This window comes from Flavobacterium sp. CG_9.1 (assembly GCF_015751645.1).
GTDB lineage: Bacteria > Bacteroidota > Bacteroidia > Flavobacteriales > Flavobacteriaceae > Flavobacterium > Flavobacterium xanthum.
This window is the reverse complement of the sequence record NZ_JADOVC010000004.1, coordinates 135,121-150,248: the sequence shown is the minus strand read 5'-3', so window position 1 is coordinate 150,248 and position 15,128 is coordinate 135,121. Positions and strand designations below refer to the sequence as shown.

General features: G+C 34.5%; 21 protein-coding genes. 5 read left to right on the top strand and 16 right to left on the bottom strand.

The features are described from left to right. The first annotated feature begins 2 nt into the window (after positions 1–2). The gene (pheS, locus tag IWX83_RS03735) at positions 3–1,022 is read left to right on the top strand and encodes a phenylalanine--tRNA ligase subunit alpha (RefSeq protein WP_196827745.1); all 1,020 of its coding nucleotides are present in this window, start codon (positions 3–5) and stop codon (positions 1,020–1,022) included. Between the two features lie 189 nt (positions 1,023–1,211). Continuing rightward, complete coding sequence (locus IWX83_RS03730; protein ID WP_196827743.1) at positions 1,212–1,619, top strand: hypothetical protein; 408 nt, start codon at positions 1,212–1,214, stop codon at positions 1,617–1,619. A 210-nt stretch (positions 1,620–1,829) separates the two neighbouring features. Here IWX83_RS03730 and IWX83_RS03725 read toward each other — a convergent pair whose 3' ends face one another. The 8 genes from IWX83_RS03725 to IWX83_RS03690 all read right to left on the bottom strand — a co-directional run bounded on the left by IWX83_RS03725 (position 1,830) and on the right by IWX83_RS03690 (position 7,197). Next, positions 1,830–2,048 carry a hypothetical protein gene (locus tag IWX83_RS03725; RefSeq protein WP_196827741.1) on the bottom strand — a complete coding sequence of 73 codons (219 nt, stop codon included), beginning with the start codon at positions 2,046–2,048 and terminating at the stop codon, positions 1,830–1,832. Further along, entirely contained in the window at positions 2,048–2,470 is a 423-nt protein-coding gene (locus tag IWX83_RS03720) for a hypothetical protein (RefSeq protein ID WP_196827739.1), read from the bottom strand. Before IWX83_RS03720 ends, IWX83_RS03725 begins: the two co-directional genes overlap by 1 nt. Further along, positions 2,467–3,186 (bottom strand): TIGR04255 family protein, encoded by a 720-nt coding sequence (locus tag IWX83_RS03715; RefSeq protein WP_073354490.1) that lies wholly within the window; start codon positions 3,184–3,186, stop codon positions 2,467–2,469. The genes IWX83_RS03720 and IWX83_RS03715 overlap by 4 nt, the downstream gene beginning before the upstream one ends. 257 nt (positions 3,187–3,443) lie before the next feature. Next, a complete protein-coding gene (locus tag IWX83_RS03710; protein WP_196827737.1) occupies positions 3,444–3,692 on the bottom strand; it encodes a hypothetical protein in 249 nt (82 codons plus the stop codon). 6 nt (positions 3,693–3,698) lie between these two features. Continuing rightward, a complete protein-coding gene (locus IWX83_RS03705; RefSeq protein ID WP_196827735.1) occupies positions 3,699–3,914 on the bottom strand; it encodes a hypothetical protein in 216 nt (71 codons plus the stop codon). Between the two features lie 43 nt (positions 3,915–3,957). After that, entirely contained in the window at positions 3,958–4,953 is a 996-nt protein-coding gene (locus IWX83_RS03700; protein WP_196827733.1) for an NAD(P)H-dependent glycerol-3-phosphate dehydrogenase, read from the bottom strand. 311 nt (positions 4,954–5,264) lie between these two features. Beyond that, on the bottom strand, positions 5,265–6,428 hold the full coding sequence (locus IWX83_RS03695; protein ID WP_196827731.1) for an iron-containing alcohol dehydrogenase: 1,164 nt from the start codon (positions 6,426–6,428) through the stop codon (positions 5,265–5,267). A gap of 4 nt (positions 6,429–6,432) precedes the next feature. After that, positions 6,433–7,197: a type 1 glutamine amidotransferase domain-containing protein gene (locus tag IWX83_RS03690; protein ID WP_073352824.1), complete on the bottom strand. Its 765-nt coding sequence runs from the start codon at positions 7,195–7,197 to the stop codon at positions 6,433–6,435. Positions 7,198–7,283: 86 nt separating this feature from the next. On the opposite strand from IWX83_RS03690, the gene IWX83_RS03685 reads away from it, so the two are divergent. Next, complete coding sequence (locus tag IWX83_RS03685) at positions 7,284–8,180, top strand: LysR family transcriptional regulator (protein ID WP_073352825.1); 897 nt, start codon at positions 7,284–7,286, stop codon at positions 8,178–8,180. Here IWX83_RS03685 and nadD read toward each other — a convergent pair whose 3' ends face one another. The 6 genes from nadD to IWX83_RS03655 all read right to left on the bottom strand — a co-directional run bounded on the left by nadD (position 8,181) and on the right by IWX83_RS03655 (position 12,201). Beyond that, on the bottom strand, positions 8,181–8,804 hold the full coding sequence (gene nadD, locus IWX83_RS03680) for a nicotinate (nicotinamide) nucleotide adenylyltransferase (RefSeq protein ID WP_073352826.1): 624 nt from the start codon (positions 8,802–8,804) through the stop codon (positions 8,181–8,183). 32 nt (positions 8,805–8,836) lie between these two features. Beyond that, a complete protein-coding gene (locus IWX83_RS03675) occupies positions 8,837–9,202 on the bottom strand; it encodes a four helix bundle protein (RefSeq protein WP_073352827.1) in 366 nt (121 codons plus the stop codon). Positions 9,203–9,237: 35 nt separating this feature from the next. Further along, positions 9,238–9,816: a guanylate kinase gene (gene gmk / locus IWX83_RS03670; protein ID WP_196827729.1), complete on the bottom strand. Its 579-nt coding sequence runs from the start codon at positions 9,814–9,816 to the stop codon at positions 9,238–9,240. 116 nt (positions 9,817–9,932) lie between these two features. Further along, positions 9,933–10,793 carry a YicC/YloC family endoribonuclease gene (locus IWX83_RS03665; RefSeq protein ID WP_196827727.1) on the bottom strand — a complete coding sequence of 287 codons (861 nt, stop codon included), beginning with the start codon at positions 10,791–10,793 and terminating at the stop codon, positions 9,933–9,935. 176 nt (positions 10,794–10,969) lie between these two features. Beyond that, a complete protein-coding gene (locus tag IWX83_RS03660; RefSeq protein ID WP_196827725.1) occupies positions 10,970–11,851 on the bottom strand; it encodes a DMT family transporter in 882 nt (293 codons plus the stop codon). After that, on the bottom strand, positions 11,851–12,201 hold the full coding sequence (locus IWX83_RS03655; RefSeq protein WP_196827723.1) for an arsenate reductase family protein: 351 nt from the start codon (positions 12,199–12,201) through the stop codon (positions 11,851–11,853). The genes IWX83_RS03660 and IWX83_RS03655 overlap by 1 nt, the downstream gene beginning before the upstream one ends. A 76-nt stretch (positions 12,202–12,277) precedes the next feature. On the opposite strand from IWX83_RS03655, the gene IWX83_RS03650 reads away from it, so the two are divergent. Further along, positions 12,278–12,736 (top strand): DinB family protein, encoded by a 459-nt coding sequence (locus IWX83_RS03650; RefSeq protein ID WP_073352831.1) that lies wholly within the window; start codon positions 12,278–12,280, stop codon positions 12,734–12,736. 23 nt (positions 12,737–12,759) lie between these two features. On the opposite strand, the gene IWX83_RS03645 is transcribed toward IWX83_RS03650, so the two are convergent. Both IWX83_RS03645 and IWX83_RS03640 read right to left on the bottom strand, forming a co-directional pair. Continuing rightward, positions 12,760–12,954, bottom strand: a complete 195-nt coding sequence (locus tag IWX83_RS03645; RefSeq protein WP_196827721.1) for a hypothetical protein — start codon at positions 12,952–12,954, stop codon at positions 12,760–12,762. A gap of 45 nt (positions 12,955–12,999) precedes the next feature. Then, positions 13,000–13,743 carry a DUF3298 and DUF4163 domain-containing protein gene (locus IWX83_RS03640; RefSeq protein ID WP_196827719.1) on the bottom strand — a complete coding sequence of 248 codons (744 nt, stop codon included), beginning with the start codon at positions 13,741–13,743 and terminating at the stop codon, positions 13,000–13,002. A gap of 192 nt (positions 13,744–13,935) precedes the next feature. Between IWX83_RS03640 and IWX83_RS03635 the strand changes: the two genes are divergently transcribed. Beyond that, entirely contained in the window at positions 13,936–15,081 is a 1,146-nt protein-coding gene (locus IWX83_RS03635; protein ID WP_196827717.1) for a cystathionine gamma-synthase, read from the top strand. Positions 15,082–15,128 lie beyond the last annotated feature (47 nt).

Genomic DNA, 15,128 nt, shown 5'->3' with positions numbered 1-15,128 from the left:
AAATGATAGATAAGATAAAAGAATATATTGGCGAAGCACATGCTTTTTCAACGCAAAACGCAGCAGAATTAGAAACATTCCGAATTAAATTCCTGGGAAGCAAAGGACTTTTAAAAGACCTTTTTGCGGAATTTAAAAACGTTCCAAACGACCAGAAAAAGGAATTCGGACAAGTGATTAATTTGCTGAAAACCTCTGCCGAAGAAAAAGTTAAAACCATTCAGGAAACTTTAGAAAGTAAAGAGGAAGTAAAAGGGTTTTATGGTGATTTGACACGTTCGGCTGAACCTATAACTATTGGCTCTCGTCACCCTATTTCATTGGTAAAAAACCAAATTATAGATATCTTTTCTAACATTGGTTTCAATGTTTCGGAAGGTCCAGAAATAGAAGACGATTGGCATAATTTTACCGCATTAAACTTGCCAGAATACCATCCGGCACGTGACATGCAAGACACGTTTTTCATACAAACGAATCCAGATATTTTACTTCGTACGCACACTTCATCTGTGCAAGTCCGTTACATGGAGAATAATAAACCACCTATTCGTACGATTTCCCCAGGAAGAGTATTCCGTAATGAGGCTGTTTCCTCGCGTTCGCACTGTATTTTTCACCAAGTGGAAGGTCTGTATATTGACAAGGACGTTTCTTTTGCTGATTTGAAGCAAACACTTTTATATTTTACTAAGGAAATGTTCGGAAAATCAAAGATTCGTTTGCGTCCTTCTTATTTTCCGTTTACGGAGCCAAGCGCTGAGGTTGATATTTATTGGGGTTTAAAAACCGAAACCGATTATAGAATTACCAAAGGAACCGGTTGGCTAGAAATCATGGGTTGCGGAATGGTAGATCCAAATGTTTTGAAAAACTGTGGCATCAATCCAGATGAATACAACGGTTTTGCATTCGGAATGGGTATCGAAAGAATTGCAATGTTGCTCTATCAAATTGGCGATATCCGCATGTTTTACGAAAATGACGTTCGTTTCTTAGAGCAATTCAAATCAAGCATATAAAGAGTTATAAATTATATTTTTAGGAGCTATTTCCAGATAGCAGTGAAAATCCTTTTTTGAGGCAAAAAGCCTCAAAAAAGGATTTTCACTGCTATCTGGGCTAGGGATTTAGGTTGACAAGAAAATTAAGTTTTTGAATACTAAATAGCAATTAATGAGTGAAGAGATTGCTTCATTCTACACAACGATATGAAAAAAGACATCATCATCCCCGAAGTAGAAAACGTTTTCCTAGCTGCCGTTCAAGAATGGAGCGACGATTTTATGGAAAAAGTATGGTACGCGTATTTGATAAATGACAGTGATTTTCTAATTGAAAGTGTTATGGTGGTTTCAAAAGCTTTTGGAACAATTGAGGGCGAAATGAAAAAAACATCGCTGTTGCGCCATGCTTTTGTAGAATTACCACCCGTATCGCTCGTGAAAATCGAAATGATTGAACAAAGTGTTTTGGCGCTCAACAATGAGTTCATGCTTACCTTTTTCATGGATGGAAAGCTTTACGATAAAAAGTTTACTTTCAAAGCAAATTCAATCAATGAAACTAACGTCGAAGAGGTGCCAATTTTATTCGTTGATGGGGTTATTGTTAAATAATTAAAGACTTCTCGACATGAAAACACTAGCATTTCCATAAACACTATTATTCATAGAGTATATACTGTGTTGTATATCATATTCGCAACCAAGTTTACTAGTCCAGAGACCATTTTCTAATTGTCTAGCTGCATGAGTTGGTAGTCCATCATTTCCTAAAAATATTGCGATCTTTTCATTACCTATTTCTAGTGAAGTAGAAATGCATACCTAGTATCCTTTTAATTTATATAATTCTATAAAAGAATTTACTTCAATTGTCCGAGGAATATTTTCTGGCCAGAAATACATTTCATCAGGGTCAGGCCAATACCATTTTGTATTGTCTCCAAATGCCCATGCAATACAATTATACGATGAAGTTTGAGGGCTTGTAATTACAAATGGATCAATTGTCGTGTTTGGAAATTCTGGAATAATTAAAGCCATTAATAATTATTCTTTTGTGCCCATTCTATCCAATCTTCTTTCATTTTGGTTATTATGCCATAGTGATCAGGGTTGACAGGGTTTTCTCCGCTAATTTTTTTTAAAGCATAAAACCAATGATCATTTGTTTTTTTTAATTCTCTTATAATCCATGGAATTGTTTTGCTTCCAAGAGCAATAATTTCTCTATATGCAGAATTATTGAAGATTTGTGAAGAACTAGAATAATACAAAGTTTCTGATTTCCACTTGTCTTTTAGTTGTAAAAAATGTTTGAATTCTTGGTTTTCAATTCTATCAGAAATAAGCACACTGTTTCCTTTAAATGTATTGACAGCATTTGAATAATTACAAGATAAAATAGAAGCTTCTTGAGTTAAACCTGTATTTCTAGTTATTTCGGTGCTATATAGACGACTCATTTGTTAAGTAGATTTCTAGTTTTATCGGTAATAAAGTCTTCAAAAATTGAATTTTTCATTGAACGCATGTAATTGAAATCTGTAAATTCAAAATTATTGTTGATTTCTTTGAAAATGTCAATGTCTAAAATAAAAGGAACTAAGTCCTTTGTTGGAGTTTCTATAGTTTCTGTTATTACCGCATTGTACTCTTTTTTATCGCATGGTACTTGAATTTGCATGAAAAAACTGTTATACAATTGTGGCAAGCTTTTGGGTATAGGAGGCATATTTAATATGTACTCTTGAAAGCTTACTAAAGGTAATGGGATGTTAATCTTATTTATATATCGTAATCCTATTCTATTTATTTTTTTTGGCTTAAGACCATTAAAATATATTTTCCAAAGTAAAAAAGCTTCATTATAAAATTCATTCCAATTACTATAAGGAGATAAGAAATTGAGAGTGAATCCATCAACTCTAAATTGCACTTGTCTGTTGTTTTTTTCGTTAGAAAAAATTACTCCTCTAAATTGAGTTTTTGTGTTATTAGTTATTTCGTTGTTTTGTTTTATTTCAAAATCTCCAAAAATATTTAAGGTTTTTTTCTTTTGAGGATAACTCGCCTCAAATAATATATGTAAATTTTCAATGTCCTCTTCTGTAATGTTTTCTAATCCAGTAACCTGAATGTCAAAAACAGCTTCTTTTATTGGGGGATTTGAGTATTTCATTAATCAAATATATAAAATAGATTTTACTAGTTTGTTTTATTTAGATGAAAATTAAAAATAATTTAACCCATCAGTAAAATTTCATAAATATTTTTAAGACTATTTTTTTACTAAAAGAAATGTCAATTACTTTTTTTAGTGGTCTGAATTTTATTTCTTTCATGACTACCTTTTTTATTAGAGACAAATTATACGATAAAAAGTTTACTTTCAAAGCAAATTCAATCAATGAAACTAACGTTGAAGAAGTGCCAATTTTATTCGTTGATGGGGTTATTGTGAGGTAGTTCTGCACTACGTTCTCGTCTAGTTTTTTTCTTCCAATTTGAATATCCTACAATAAATATTCCTGCCAAAACAAAATAAAGCGTTCGGAGTAATTTTTCTTGGGATAAAAAAGCATCTTCAAAAGACATTTCGAATAGATCAATAATGGCAATGCAAAGGGAAACGATTAATCCCCAAATTCCACCATTCTTAATCTGAAATTGCCATCTTTCGCTCATAATAATTTATTTAGTTTCTCTTTTTATTTTGGACTTCCAAGAAGAGTACCCCAAAACAAGTATTCCTAATAGGATATAAGCAACTGCTTTAAAATAAAAAAAAGGTTTACTAACTTGATCCATAAAAGTGACCTCTTTAATTTCAAATAAAATCATAAAAACAGTCATAAAAATACCCCATGGTAAACCTGTTTTAATCTGATATTTCCATCTTTCGCTCATAATAGTAGTGGGTTGGGTTTAAAATTAGCTTTTTTTTCTTACTTTAATCCAGCTGATCCGTTAGTTTCTTAAAAACAGTTTTAGCATCTTTTCCTTCATATAGAATTGTATATACAGCATCAATAATAGGAGTTTTGGCACCATACGCCTGATTGAGTTTATAAGCGCTTTTCACTGCGTAGTATCCTTCGGCAACCATGCTCATTTCCATCATTGCTGATTTAACGGTATAGCCTTTTCCTATCATATTCCCAAACATTCTGTTTCTGGAGAAAATAGAATAACCCGTCACCAATAAATCGCCTAAATAGGCTGAGTCATTAATGTTACGTTTCATTTTATGCACTTTCTTGATGAATTTTTTCATCTCCCGAATCCCATTACTCATCAAAACCGACTGGAAGTTATCGCCATAACCCAAACCATGCGCCATACCTGCGGCAATAGCGTAAATGTTTTTTAACATGGCGGCATATTCCGTTCCTATAATATCGTCAGTAATTTTGGTCTTAATATAGTTTCCAGATAAATTCTTTGCAACAATTTTAGCTTTATCGGGATCACCACAAGCAATCGTAAGGTAGGACAGACGCTCCATCGCTACTTCTTCAGCATGGCAAGGGCCAGTAATGACACCAATATTATAATAAGGAATATCATACTTTACATGAAAATGTTCCCCGACAATCAAACTTGTTTCGGGAACGATACCCTTTATTGCTGAAAAAATAATTTTATCTTGTAGCGAAACAGTTAGTTTTTCTAGTTCGGCATCTAAAAAAGCGGATGGAATAGCAAATATTATATAATCAGCATATGCTACAGCTTCATTGATATCGTTAGTCAGTTTTAGTTTTGTGGTATCAAATTCAACTGAACTTAAATAATTTGGATTGTGTTTAAAAGTTTTAATGTGCTCTATTGCAGCTTCGTTGCGCATATACCATGAAATTTCGGTAAGGTTTACACATAACATTTTTGCTATCGCTGTCGCCCAACTTCCACCACCAATTACTGCAAATTTTATATTTTCGGCCATTTTTTTATTGAATTTAATCAAAAGTACTTAAAAAACTATTAATCGAACAAATTAAATTAAAACGTGAAACCCAGTGTCTGCTCGGTTTTGAAATTTAATTATGTAACTATTTTGAAGTTAAAAGAATTATTTTTGATTTTAGGTGCAATATATGGAGGAGTATTTCGTTTTGTCTATAATTAATTTATTTTTTTAACAAAACTTCGAGAATTGATTTAGTTAGTTATATTTTAGAATTTTAAAAGGCGTCTCCATAGATTAGGAAGACGCCTTTTTATTTTATGCTAATATGAGCATTGGAAGTACTAAAGTTAGTAACTCATTTCCACAATTGATTTAACTTTTTCTAAAGTGATATTTTGTTTTTCGCCCAATCCTAACCAACCTCTTTCTTTAAAACGATCCACAATGAAATCTGCTGTTTTATCAAAGTCTTTGGTGTAATCTGATAATTTAGTGTCCATTCCCATCGTATGGAAAAACGCAACTGTTTTGCTGATGGCTTCATTTGCGATTTCGTCCTCCGTTCCAGATAAATTGAAAATACGTTTTCCGTATTGTGCCAATTTTCCTTTTTTGGTTTCAAACATCACTCGGTATAAATTTGGACCCACAACCGCCAATGTTCTGGCGTGATCGATTCCGTATAAAGCTGTTAATTCATGCCCAATCATGTGCGTTGCCCAATCCGAAGGAACTCCTTTTTGAATTAATCCATTCAACGCCATGGTGCAACTCCACATAAAGTTAGAAGCTAGAGCATAATCTTTAGGATTCTCAACTACTTCTGGACCCACTTGGATTAAAGTTTGCAGAATGCTTTCGGCAATTCTATCTTGAAGGTATCCTTCGTGCGGATATGTTAAATATTGTTCCAAAACATGAGTGTAGGCGTCTACAACTCCGTTTTGTAATTGTCTTTTTGGTAAAGATTCAATTACCGTTGGATCGCAGATAGAAAATTTTGGAAACAAAGCAGAACCACCAAAAGCTAATTTTTCCTGAGTAGCTTCAATGGTAACTACAGCTCCTGAATTCATTTCGCTTCCAGTTGCCGGTAAAGTCAATACAGTCCCAAAAGGAACCACTTTAGACAAATCTTTTATTAGTAATCTCTTTTGTAGAATATCCATTGGATTTCCTTCAAAATGAGCTGCTGCCGAAATGAATTTTACCCCGTCAATAACAGAACCTCCACCTACGGCAAGGATAAAATCGATGTTTTGTTCCTTGATTACATCAACCGCTTTCATCAAGGTTTCGAAATGTGGATTTGGTTCAATTCCTCCAAATTCTACGATTTCAAAACCTTTTAGATTGTTGATTACTTGTTCATGAATTCCATTTTTGAAAATACTTCCACCACCATACGCCAAAAGGATTTTTGCTCCTGTTGGCACTAACGTGGATAGTTTTTCAATTTGTCCTTTTCCAAAAATTAAATTGGTAGGATTGTATAATTCGAAATTTAACATCTTTTTATTTTTTTGAATTCAATTGGTTTAATAATTTTTCCGCAACGAGTTTAGACGAAGCTGGGTTCTGACCTGTTATCAATAAACCATCTTCTATGGCGTACGGCTGCCAATCTCCAATTTTAGAATAGATCGCGCCATTAGCTTGTAAAGCATCTTCTAATAAAAAGGGTACTACATTCGTTAATTGTACCGCTTCTTCTTCGGTATTTGAAAACCCTGTTACTTTTTTACCTTTTACTAAAAATTCTCCATTTACTTTTACATTTTTAAGCGCTCCAGGGGAATGACATACAAAAGCGACTGGTTTTTTATTCGTGTAAAAAGCTTCAATTAATTCAATTGAGTTTTTATCATTTGCTAAATCCCACAATGGTCCATGACCTCCAGGATAAAAAACAGCGTCATAATCCGCTTGTTGAACATCAGCTAGTTTGTGAGTTTTACTAAGTTTAGCTTGTAATTCAGTGTCTTTGTCAAATCTTTTAGTGTCTTCCGTAGCTGCAGATGGATCGGAACTTTTTGGATCAATTGGTGGCTGTCCTCCTAGGGGCGATGCAATATCAATGATCACTCCTTTATCAGCTAACTCATAATAAGGAGCAGCAAATTCTTCAATCCAAAATCCTGTTTTTTCTCCTGTGTTCCCTAATTCTGAATGACTAGTTAGAACAAATAATACTTTTTTCATACCTTTTTTATTTTGTGCAGTTGCTGTAATACAACTTACGGTTAATGCTATAATGGCAAATAATGCTATTTTCTTCATTTCTAATTTTGTTTATGCAAATTTAAGGCGAATATGTTATTAGTAAAAATAATTTAAATTATGTTTGTGATAAATATATTTATATCATGGTTAATCTCGAATGGTATCGAACGTTTAAATCCGTTTATAAAAACGGTAATTTTTCTTTGGCTGCCAAAGAATTATTCATCAGTCAACCTGCTGTTAGTCAGCAAATAGTAATGTTGGAAGCCCATGTAGGATATAAACTTTTCAATCGAAAGTCTAAAGGAGTCGAACCAACTGAATACGCTAAGTTACTCAATAATTTAATTATAGAAGCGCTAGACCGACTGGAAAATGTGGAAAATGGTTTTCGTGCCAAAGCGTTCAATGCCAATCGATTAATTTCAATTGGAATCTCAAAGCATTTGATGCGAAGTTTGGGAGGTGCTTTGGTTTCCAAATTTGATTTTATCGATTTTAGCTTTCATGAAAATGATGCGCTTTTTGAATTGGTTGATTCTAAAAAACTTGATTTTGCAGTTGTCACCAAACAATATGATACGTTTGACACCATTCAAAAAAAGGTCGGAGAAATTAAGCAAGTGATTGTCGGTTCAAACACTATTGATGCTTCTCCATTGAAATGGAGTATTAAAACAAAGGATTTCTCTGCTATAGAAAATTGGCTAAACGACCAAAAATGGTTCAGTCACAATGCGCAAATTCCACACATCAAATTATTCTGGTTGCATGTTTTTAACAAAAAAAGACCGTCGATGATTCCCAATTACATCATTCCGTCCGAATATGAAATGCTAGAAATAATTTCAAAAAACTCAGGTATAGCTGTCGTTTGGGATTGCAATGCTAAAAGTTTAATCGAAGAAAATAAAATTCAATTGTTGTGGAATAGTAAGCAAATGCCAAGTACAGAAGTGTTTGTATTGTCTAGTAAAAACGATAATTTGAGTACTATTTTTGAGAATATTCAATTGGAATTGAAAAGGGTTTTGGAGTGATTATTTTTTATAAAAATTATTGTGATCAATATATTCCCAAACTTTTGCAGGCAATAAAGGCTGTACGTTTTTCCCTTTTTTAATATTATCCCGAATAAATGTCGATGATATTTCTACAACCGGAGCGTCAATCATGTGGATTTTTGAACCGAATTTTTGTGAAATTTTCAAATCCAAATTGTCCGTACTGGTTGAAATTGCTTCTTCAGCAGTACCTTTGGTCTCGAGCCTTGGATACACATAAATATGATGGTTTTCTAGAATCACTTCGTAGTTTTTCCATTTGTGCAAAGATCTTAAATTGTCTTCGCCCATGATTAAGGAGAACTCATGATTTGGATATTTTTCCTGTAAATGAACTAAGGTATTTACGGTATAATTGGGCTGTGACAACTTAAACTCAATATCCGAAGGTTTGATTTTTGGAAAATCTTCGGTGGCAAGATGCACCATTTGCAAGCGATGGTAATCATCAAGTAAAGTGCTTTTTTTCTTCAAAGGATTGTGTGGCGTAACCACCATCCAAATTTGGTCTAAATCCGCATGCTCCGCCATGTGATTGGCAATAATGAGATGTCCAACATGAATGGGATTAAACGTTCCGAAATAGAGTCCGATTTTCATTGTATTAGTAACTAGTTATTAGTGACAAGTCATTAGTTTTTCAGCGTTTTCGAAAAAGAATTAATCATCTTTGATTCTTCTTCAATTTGCCCTATAATTTCTTTGTACAAAGTTTGATTTGTTATAAAACCAAGTTCATTAGCGATTAGTAATTGAGTTTCAATCTCGTATAATGAACCTCTCGAAATATCTAAAAAATGACTAAATGATTTTTCTGTATTTCTTCCATAACCTTCGGCAATATTAGACGGAATAGATACCGAAGCTCTTTTTAATTGACTTGTGAGCGCATATAACTCTTCTTTGGGAAATGATTTTACTAACTGATAAACTAAACAGACAATTTTAATTCCTTTTTGCCAGATCAGTAGATCTTTATACGATTTAATTTCTCCCATTTTTAAGCTAATTACTCGTTACTCTTTACTAATCACTATTTTTTACCTATAAAATTCTTTACCAATTGATACGCTTCTTCAAGAGCAACCGGTAAATCATAATTTTTGATTATCTCATCAAACTGTGGTGCTGTTGCTAATTCAACAGAAGCCTTTGCAATCCGCATATTGATTTTGTCATCACTTTCGGTAGAGCGTTCTTTTAATCTTCTTTTGAGTTCATCCACGCTTGGTGGTTTCACGAAAACGGCTAAAGTTTCTTCAGGGAATTTATGCTTGATGCGCAATCCACCAGAAACATCAATATCAAAAATCACGTTTTTTCCTTTGGCCCAAATACGTTCCACTTCAGTTTTCAGAGTTCCGTAAAAGTTATCACGATATACTTCTTCCCATTCAAGGAAATCTTCGTTTTTGATGTGCTTTTTAAATTCTTCGGTCGACATGAAATAATAATCCTTTCCGTTTACTTCATCGCCTCTTGGCTCACGAGAAGCTGCCGAAATAGAAAATTCAAGATTCAAATCTTCTTTGCTTAATAAATGCCTAACGATGGTCGTTTTTCCTGATCCGGATGGTGCCGAAAAAACAATTAATTTTCCTCCTGTGCTCATTTTATGCTGAATTTATTTCAGTATCTGTTTATATTTTCCTACAAAGTTTCAAAAACCTTGTAGGTATGTTATAAAATTAATCAACCTGCAAAGTTAAAAACAGTGCAGGTTGATAATTACAATACGTTTAATACTTGTTCCTTGATTTTTTCTAATTCGTCTTTCATCTGAACGACTAATTTTTGCATTTGTGCGTGATTGGATTTAGAACCCATCGTGTTGATTTCACGTCCCATTTCTTGGGTGATGAAACCTAATTTTCTACCATTGGCTTCGGTTCCGTTGATGGTTTCTAGGAAATAATCCAAGTGATTTGTCAAACGCACTTTTTCTTCGGTGATGTCTAATTTCTCTAAATAATAAATCAATTCCTGCTCGAAACGATTTTCATCTACATTCACTTTAAGTTCTGAGATTGCAGTTTGTAAACGGTCTTTTATCGCTTGAACGCGTTCTGGATCAAGTGCCAAAGCTTCGGTCATGTATTGACGAATGTTTCCAATTCGCAATTGAAATTCTTTCTCAAGCGACATTCCTTCATCTTTTCTAAAGTTCAGGATGTTTTGTAGCGCTTCTTCGATAACGGTTTGGATTTGTAACCAGTCGTTTTCATCGATTTCGTCACGTTCTATTTTCATGGTATCCGGCATGCGAACCGCCATTTTCATTAGTTCCGTTTCATCAGCATCAGCATACACTTCTCTCAATTGATTGATATAGGCTTTTACAATCGGCACGTTCACTTTCGTAGAAGTTTGTTCCGCGGTACTTTCGATAAAAATAGAAAAATCTACTTTTCCTCTTTCCAGTTTCAGTGCAATTTGGTTGCGTAAACCCAATTCCATTTCGCGGTACAGCGAAGGCATTCTCACATTCAAATCCAAACCTTTACTGTTTAAAGATTTTACTTCTACCGTGATTTTTTTGGTTGGTAATTGCAAAGTAGCTTTCCCAAAACCCGTCATTGATTGTATCATATAATTTTCTAAAAGAGGTCAAAGATAATAAAAAAGTGGTCAGTACTCAGTTTTCAGTCACAGTCACAGTTTTCAGTCCCGGTTTTCAGCGAAAAAATTTGTAGTACTATTACAAACTGCTAACGAATTCTTTAGATTCCTTTCCAATACTGTGAACTACCACTGAACACTGCAAACTATTTTTTTTTCTGCGTCACCAAATAAACCCCAACAAATATCAAAACTGCAGAACCAATTTTCACCAAACTCAATTCGTCTTTGCCCAAGCTTATCGCAAAAATAGTGGCGAATAGCGGTTGTAAATAAATAAAAACGGCAACAGTCGTTGGTTTTAATTCTTTCATCGAAAGCAAATTCAGCAAATAGGTCAGGAAAGTCGAAAAAATAACCACAAATCCTATTTTCCAGCAAATATTTATTGGAACAATATTCCATTCAACAGCTTGAAATTGGCTCCAGCCAAAAGGCAAAACCATAATAAAACCGAATAAATAAATCCATTTTACAAACGTAAAGGCATTGTACTTGTCCATTAATTTCTTGACGATAATCAGGTAAAATCCATACGAGATAGCATTGACCAAAACTAGAAAATTTCCTAATCCGGCGTTTGTGGCGCTGCCAATGGATTTTCCGTACAGAATAAGAAAAGCAGTTCCAATGAGTCCAAGGATAATCCCAAAAACCATTCGTTTTTGCATGCGTTCCTTCATAATAATGGCCGAAAGCGTCAAAACAATCATTGGTGTGGAAACCATGATTACAGCCGCACTAATGGGAGAAGTAAGACTCAGTCCTTTGAAAAACGTAAGCATGTTAAAAGCCACGCCAAAGAAAGCAGCCGCGATGATTCTAGGAAAATCATTGAGTGCAATTTTCTCCTTTGGCATAAAAAGCCAAATCAGCCAAAACAAAACTACCGAACCACCCACGCGCAACAAGATAAAGCCGTAAGCGTCGATATACAAAGGCATGACATCTTTGGCAATGGTAAAAGTGACGCCGTAAATTATGGAGACAATAGTAGCGCCAATTAGTGCGAGATTTCTTTTGGACATTATGCCAAGGCTTTCATTACCTGCAACATGTTTTGTTGGGTATTACCTATGTAAATTTTGTCTTTAATAATAAAAACAGGACGACTCAAAAACGTGTATTGTTCCAAAATGTATTTTTTGTAATCGTCTTCCGTCAACGATTTATTCTTTAAATCCATCGATTTGTACAACTGTGCTTTTTTGCTGAAAAGCGCTTCGTAACTTCCTGAAAGCTCACGCATTTTTTCTAATTCGGCAACAGTAATTGGGTCTTGTTTGATGTCGTGAAATTTAAAATCATGTTCTTTCGGTAATGATTTTATGATTTTTCTGCAGGTGTCGCAAGAAGCGAGGTAGTATATTATGTCCATGTAAATAGCGATTTCTTTGTGCAAAGAAAATTCATTTGACACGGAAAATGATTATTTTTATCAAAAAAATATAAAAATGAATCAATTATTTGACGTCAGCACTACAAGCAGAAATATGGTTTCAAAATTTCTATCAGGATATACTCTTGAGCAACTGAACACGATTCCGGAAGGATTCAGCAATAATTTGATTTGGAATATTGGTCATATTATTGTTTCACAACAACTATTGGTTTACAAACTTTCGGGTTTGCCGATGTTGGTTTCAGATGAATTAGTGGAGAAATACAAAAAGGGAACCAAGCCGGAACATATCGTAACCCAAGCCGAAGTGGACGAAATCAAATCCTTATTGTTTGAAACTATTCAGCAAACCAAAGTAGATTATGACAATCAACTTTTCAAAACCTACATGGAATATACCACATCAACAGGCGATCACGTTTTAAGAAATGCTGAGGATGCCATGGCTTTTAGTAATTTCCATGAAGGAATTCACATTGGGAATATGATGAGTATCCGTAAGTTTATATAGGATTTATTAATGAATATCGGGAGCTATTTCCAGCCATCCGTTGCAATCTCTTGATCAAAACGCTTTTTTTCTACGTCATAAAAGGAGCTTCCTGCGGTCGCTCTTTTCTGCCAAGAAAAAATAGCGCTTTGATCAAGAGGATTTTCACTGCTGTCTGGGCTAGGGAATATTTTTAATAAGACGATTTTAGTAAAAAAATCCCCTTTGTCAAAGCTCAACACTTTGACAAAGGGGATTTCAATTATCGTTGGTAGAGTCGTACTTTATCTCAACTGCAAATAATCATTCACTTCAGTGTACGACAATAATAGTTCTTTAGGTCCGTCAGCATACGATGCGGCTTCGTAGGAATTGTAATAAAGCAGCAATCCTTTATCGCTATAAAAAATGTTTTGGGGCAATTGGAATTTTTCTTTTTCAAACATTAGTCCGGTCGAATTGATGGATTTGTTTGCCGGAATTTTATACTTGGCTCTGAATTTTTTTTCGGCGAAAGCCTTGAAAGCAGCTTTATCATTAAATAATGCGTCATTGGAGATCGACTTGCCTGTACTTGGGTCAAACAGCAAAGAGCGCAGACCTTGGTATCCGTGTGCGCCTCCGGTGTAAGTGTAATGTTTGATTTCAATATTCAGTACGGCATCTGATTGGTATTTTACGCTTCCTTGAATGTCAGCTTCCCAACCAAATTTGTCCTCTGGAAAATCTTTCTGAAGTTTTTCGTAGGAACCAATAAATGAATTTAATAACCCATTATAATCCTTGGCGGTATAAGGTTTTTCACCAAAATAAATAATCTCTTTTAATACCGAAAACACTTTTTTGTTAATGCTGTCTGCCACGATTGGGACGGCATTTGCAACAGGTATTTTTACACTAATTGAAGGGCAATCTTCTTTACAAGGCAAACTTGTCGTTTTTTGAAAAGATTCCTCTTCAAAAACCAATTCATTAGAACATTGAGCTACCGAAAAAAGAAGTAACGTATAAATTACAATGTGTTTCATCTCAAAATTGTTAATTAAATACAAAGGTATCACTTGTGGCTTGGTTAAAATAAATTAAAGGGTAAATTTGTAGAACAATTTTTTAGTTGAAAATCCAATCTATGAAATTGCCAGTACTAATTTTGCGGAATCGAGCCCCTTTAAACAAAAGGGCAATTCGATAAATTACCGCTAAAAATAAATTTTACCTTTATGAAATTCAATACTAAAGTTATTCATGGTGGACAGCATCATGATCCAAGCACAGGAGCGGTTATGCCTCCTGTATATCAAACATCAACATTTGTACAAACTAGTCCGGGCCAACCGATAAATCCCGATTATGAATACAGTAGAGCAGCAAATCCAACGAGAACTGCCCTTGAAAATGCTTTGGCGAGTATTGAAAACGGAACGCGCGGATTGGCTTTTTCGTCAGGATTAGCAGCCACAGATTGTGTTTTGCGTTCTTTCAAAGCAGGGGACGAAATCATTGCGATGGACGATTTATATGGTGGAACTTACAGAATGTTTACGCGTATTTATAAAGATTCCGGAATAAAATTCCATTTTGTAGACATGAATGATTTGGATAAATTCAAGTCGTTAATCAACGAAAATACAAAGTTGGTTTGGGTAGAAACACCTACAAACCCTTTGATGAAACTAGCCGATATTCAAGAAATTGCCAAAATTACTAAGGAAAAGAAAATCCTTTTTGCGGTTGATAATACTTTTGCAACGCCTTATTTACAAAAACCATTAGACTTAGGAGCTGATATTGTAATGCACTCGGCGACTAAGTATTTAGGAGGTCATTCTGATGTAATAGCGGGAGCTTTAATTGTAAAAGACGAAGCACTTGGAGAACAGTTGCATTTTCAACAATTTGCAACGGGAGCTACATTGGGACCAATGGATAGTTTCTTAGTGCTGAGAGGAATTAAAACCTTGCATTTGCGCGTGGAAAGACATTGCGAAAATGGAGGGAAAGTGGTGGAGTTTCTAAACAACCATCCAAAAGTCAAAACAGTATACTATCCTGGATTACCAAGCCATCCGTACCATGAAATTGCCAAAAAACAAATGAGCGGTTTTGGTGGAATGGTTTCGTTTACTTTTGTTTCAGGCAAAAAAGAAGATGCAATTGATTTTCTGGAAAAACTAAAAGTTTTCACATTGGCTGAATCTTTAGGCGGGGTAGAATCACTAGCAAACCATCCTGCTTTAATGACACATGCCTCTATTCCGGAGGAAAAACGCAAGGAAATTGGTATTACAGACGACCTTGTTCGATTAAGCGTAGGGATTGAAGATGCTGTGGATTTAATCGAAGATTTGAAACAAGCATTAGCGTAACCGAATATCTTTTTAAGCAAAAGCTCCAATTCTATCCCGAAGTGTCG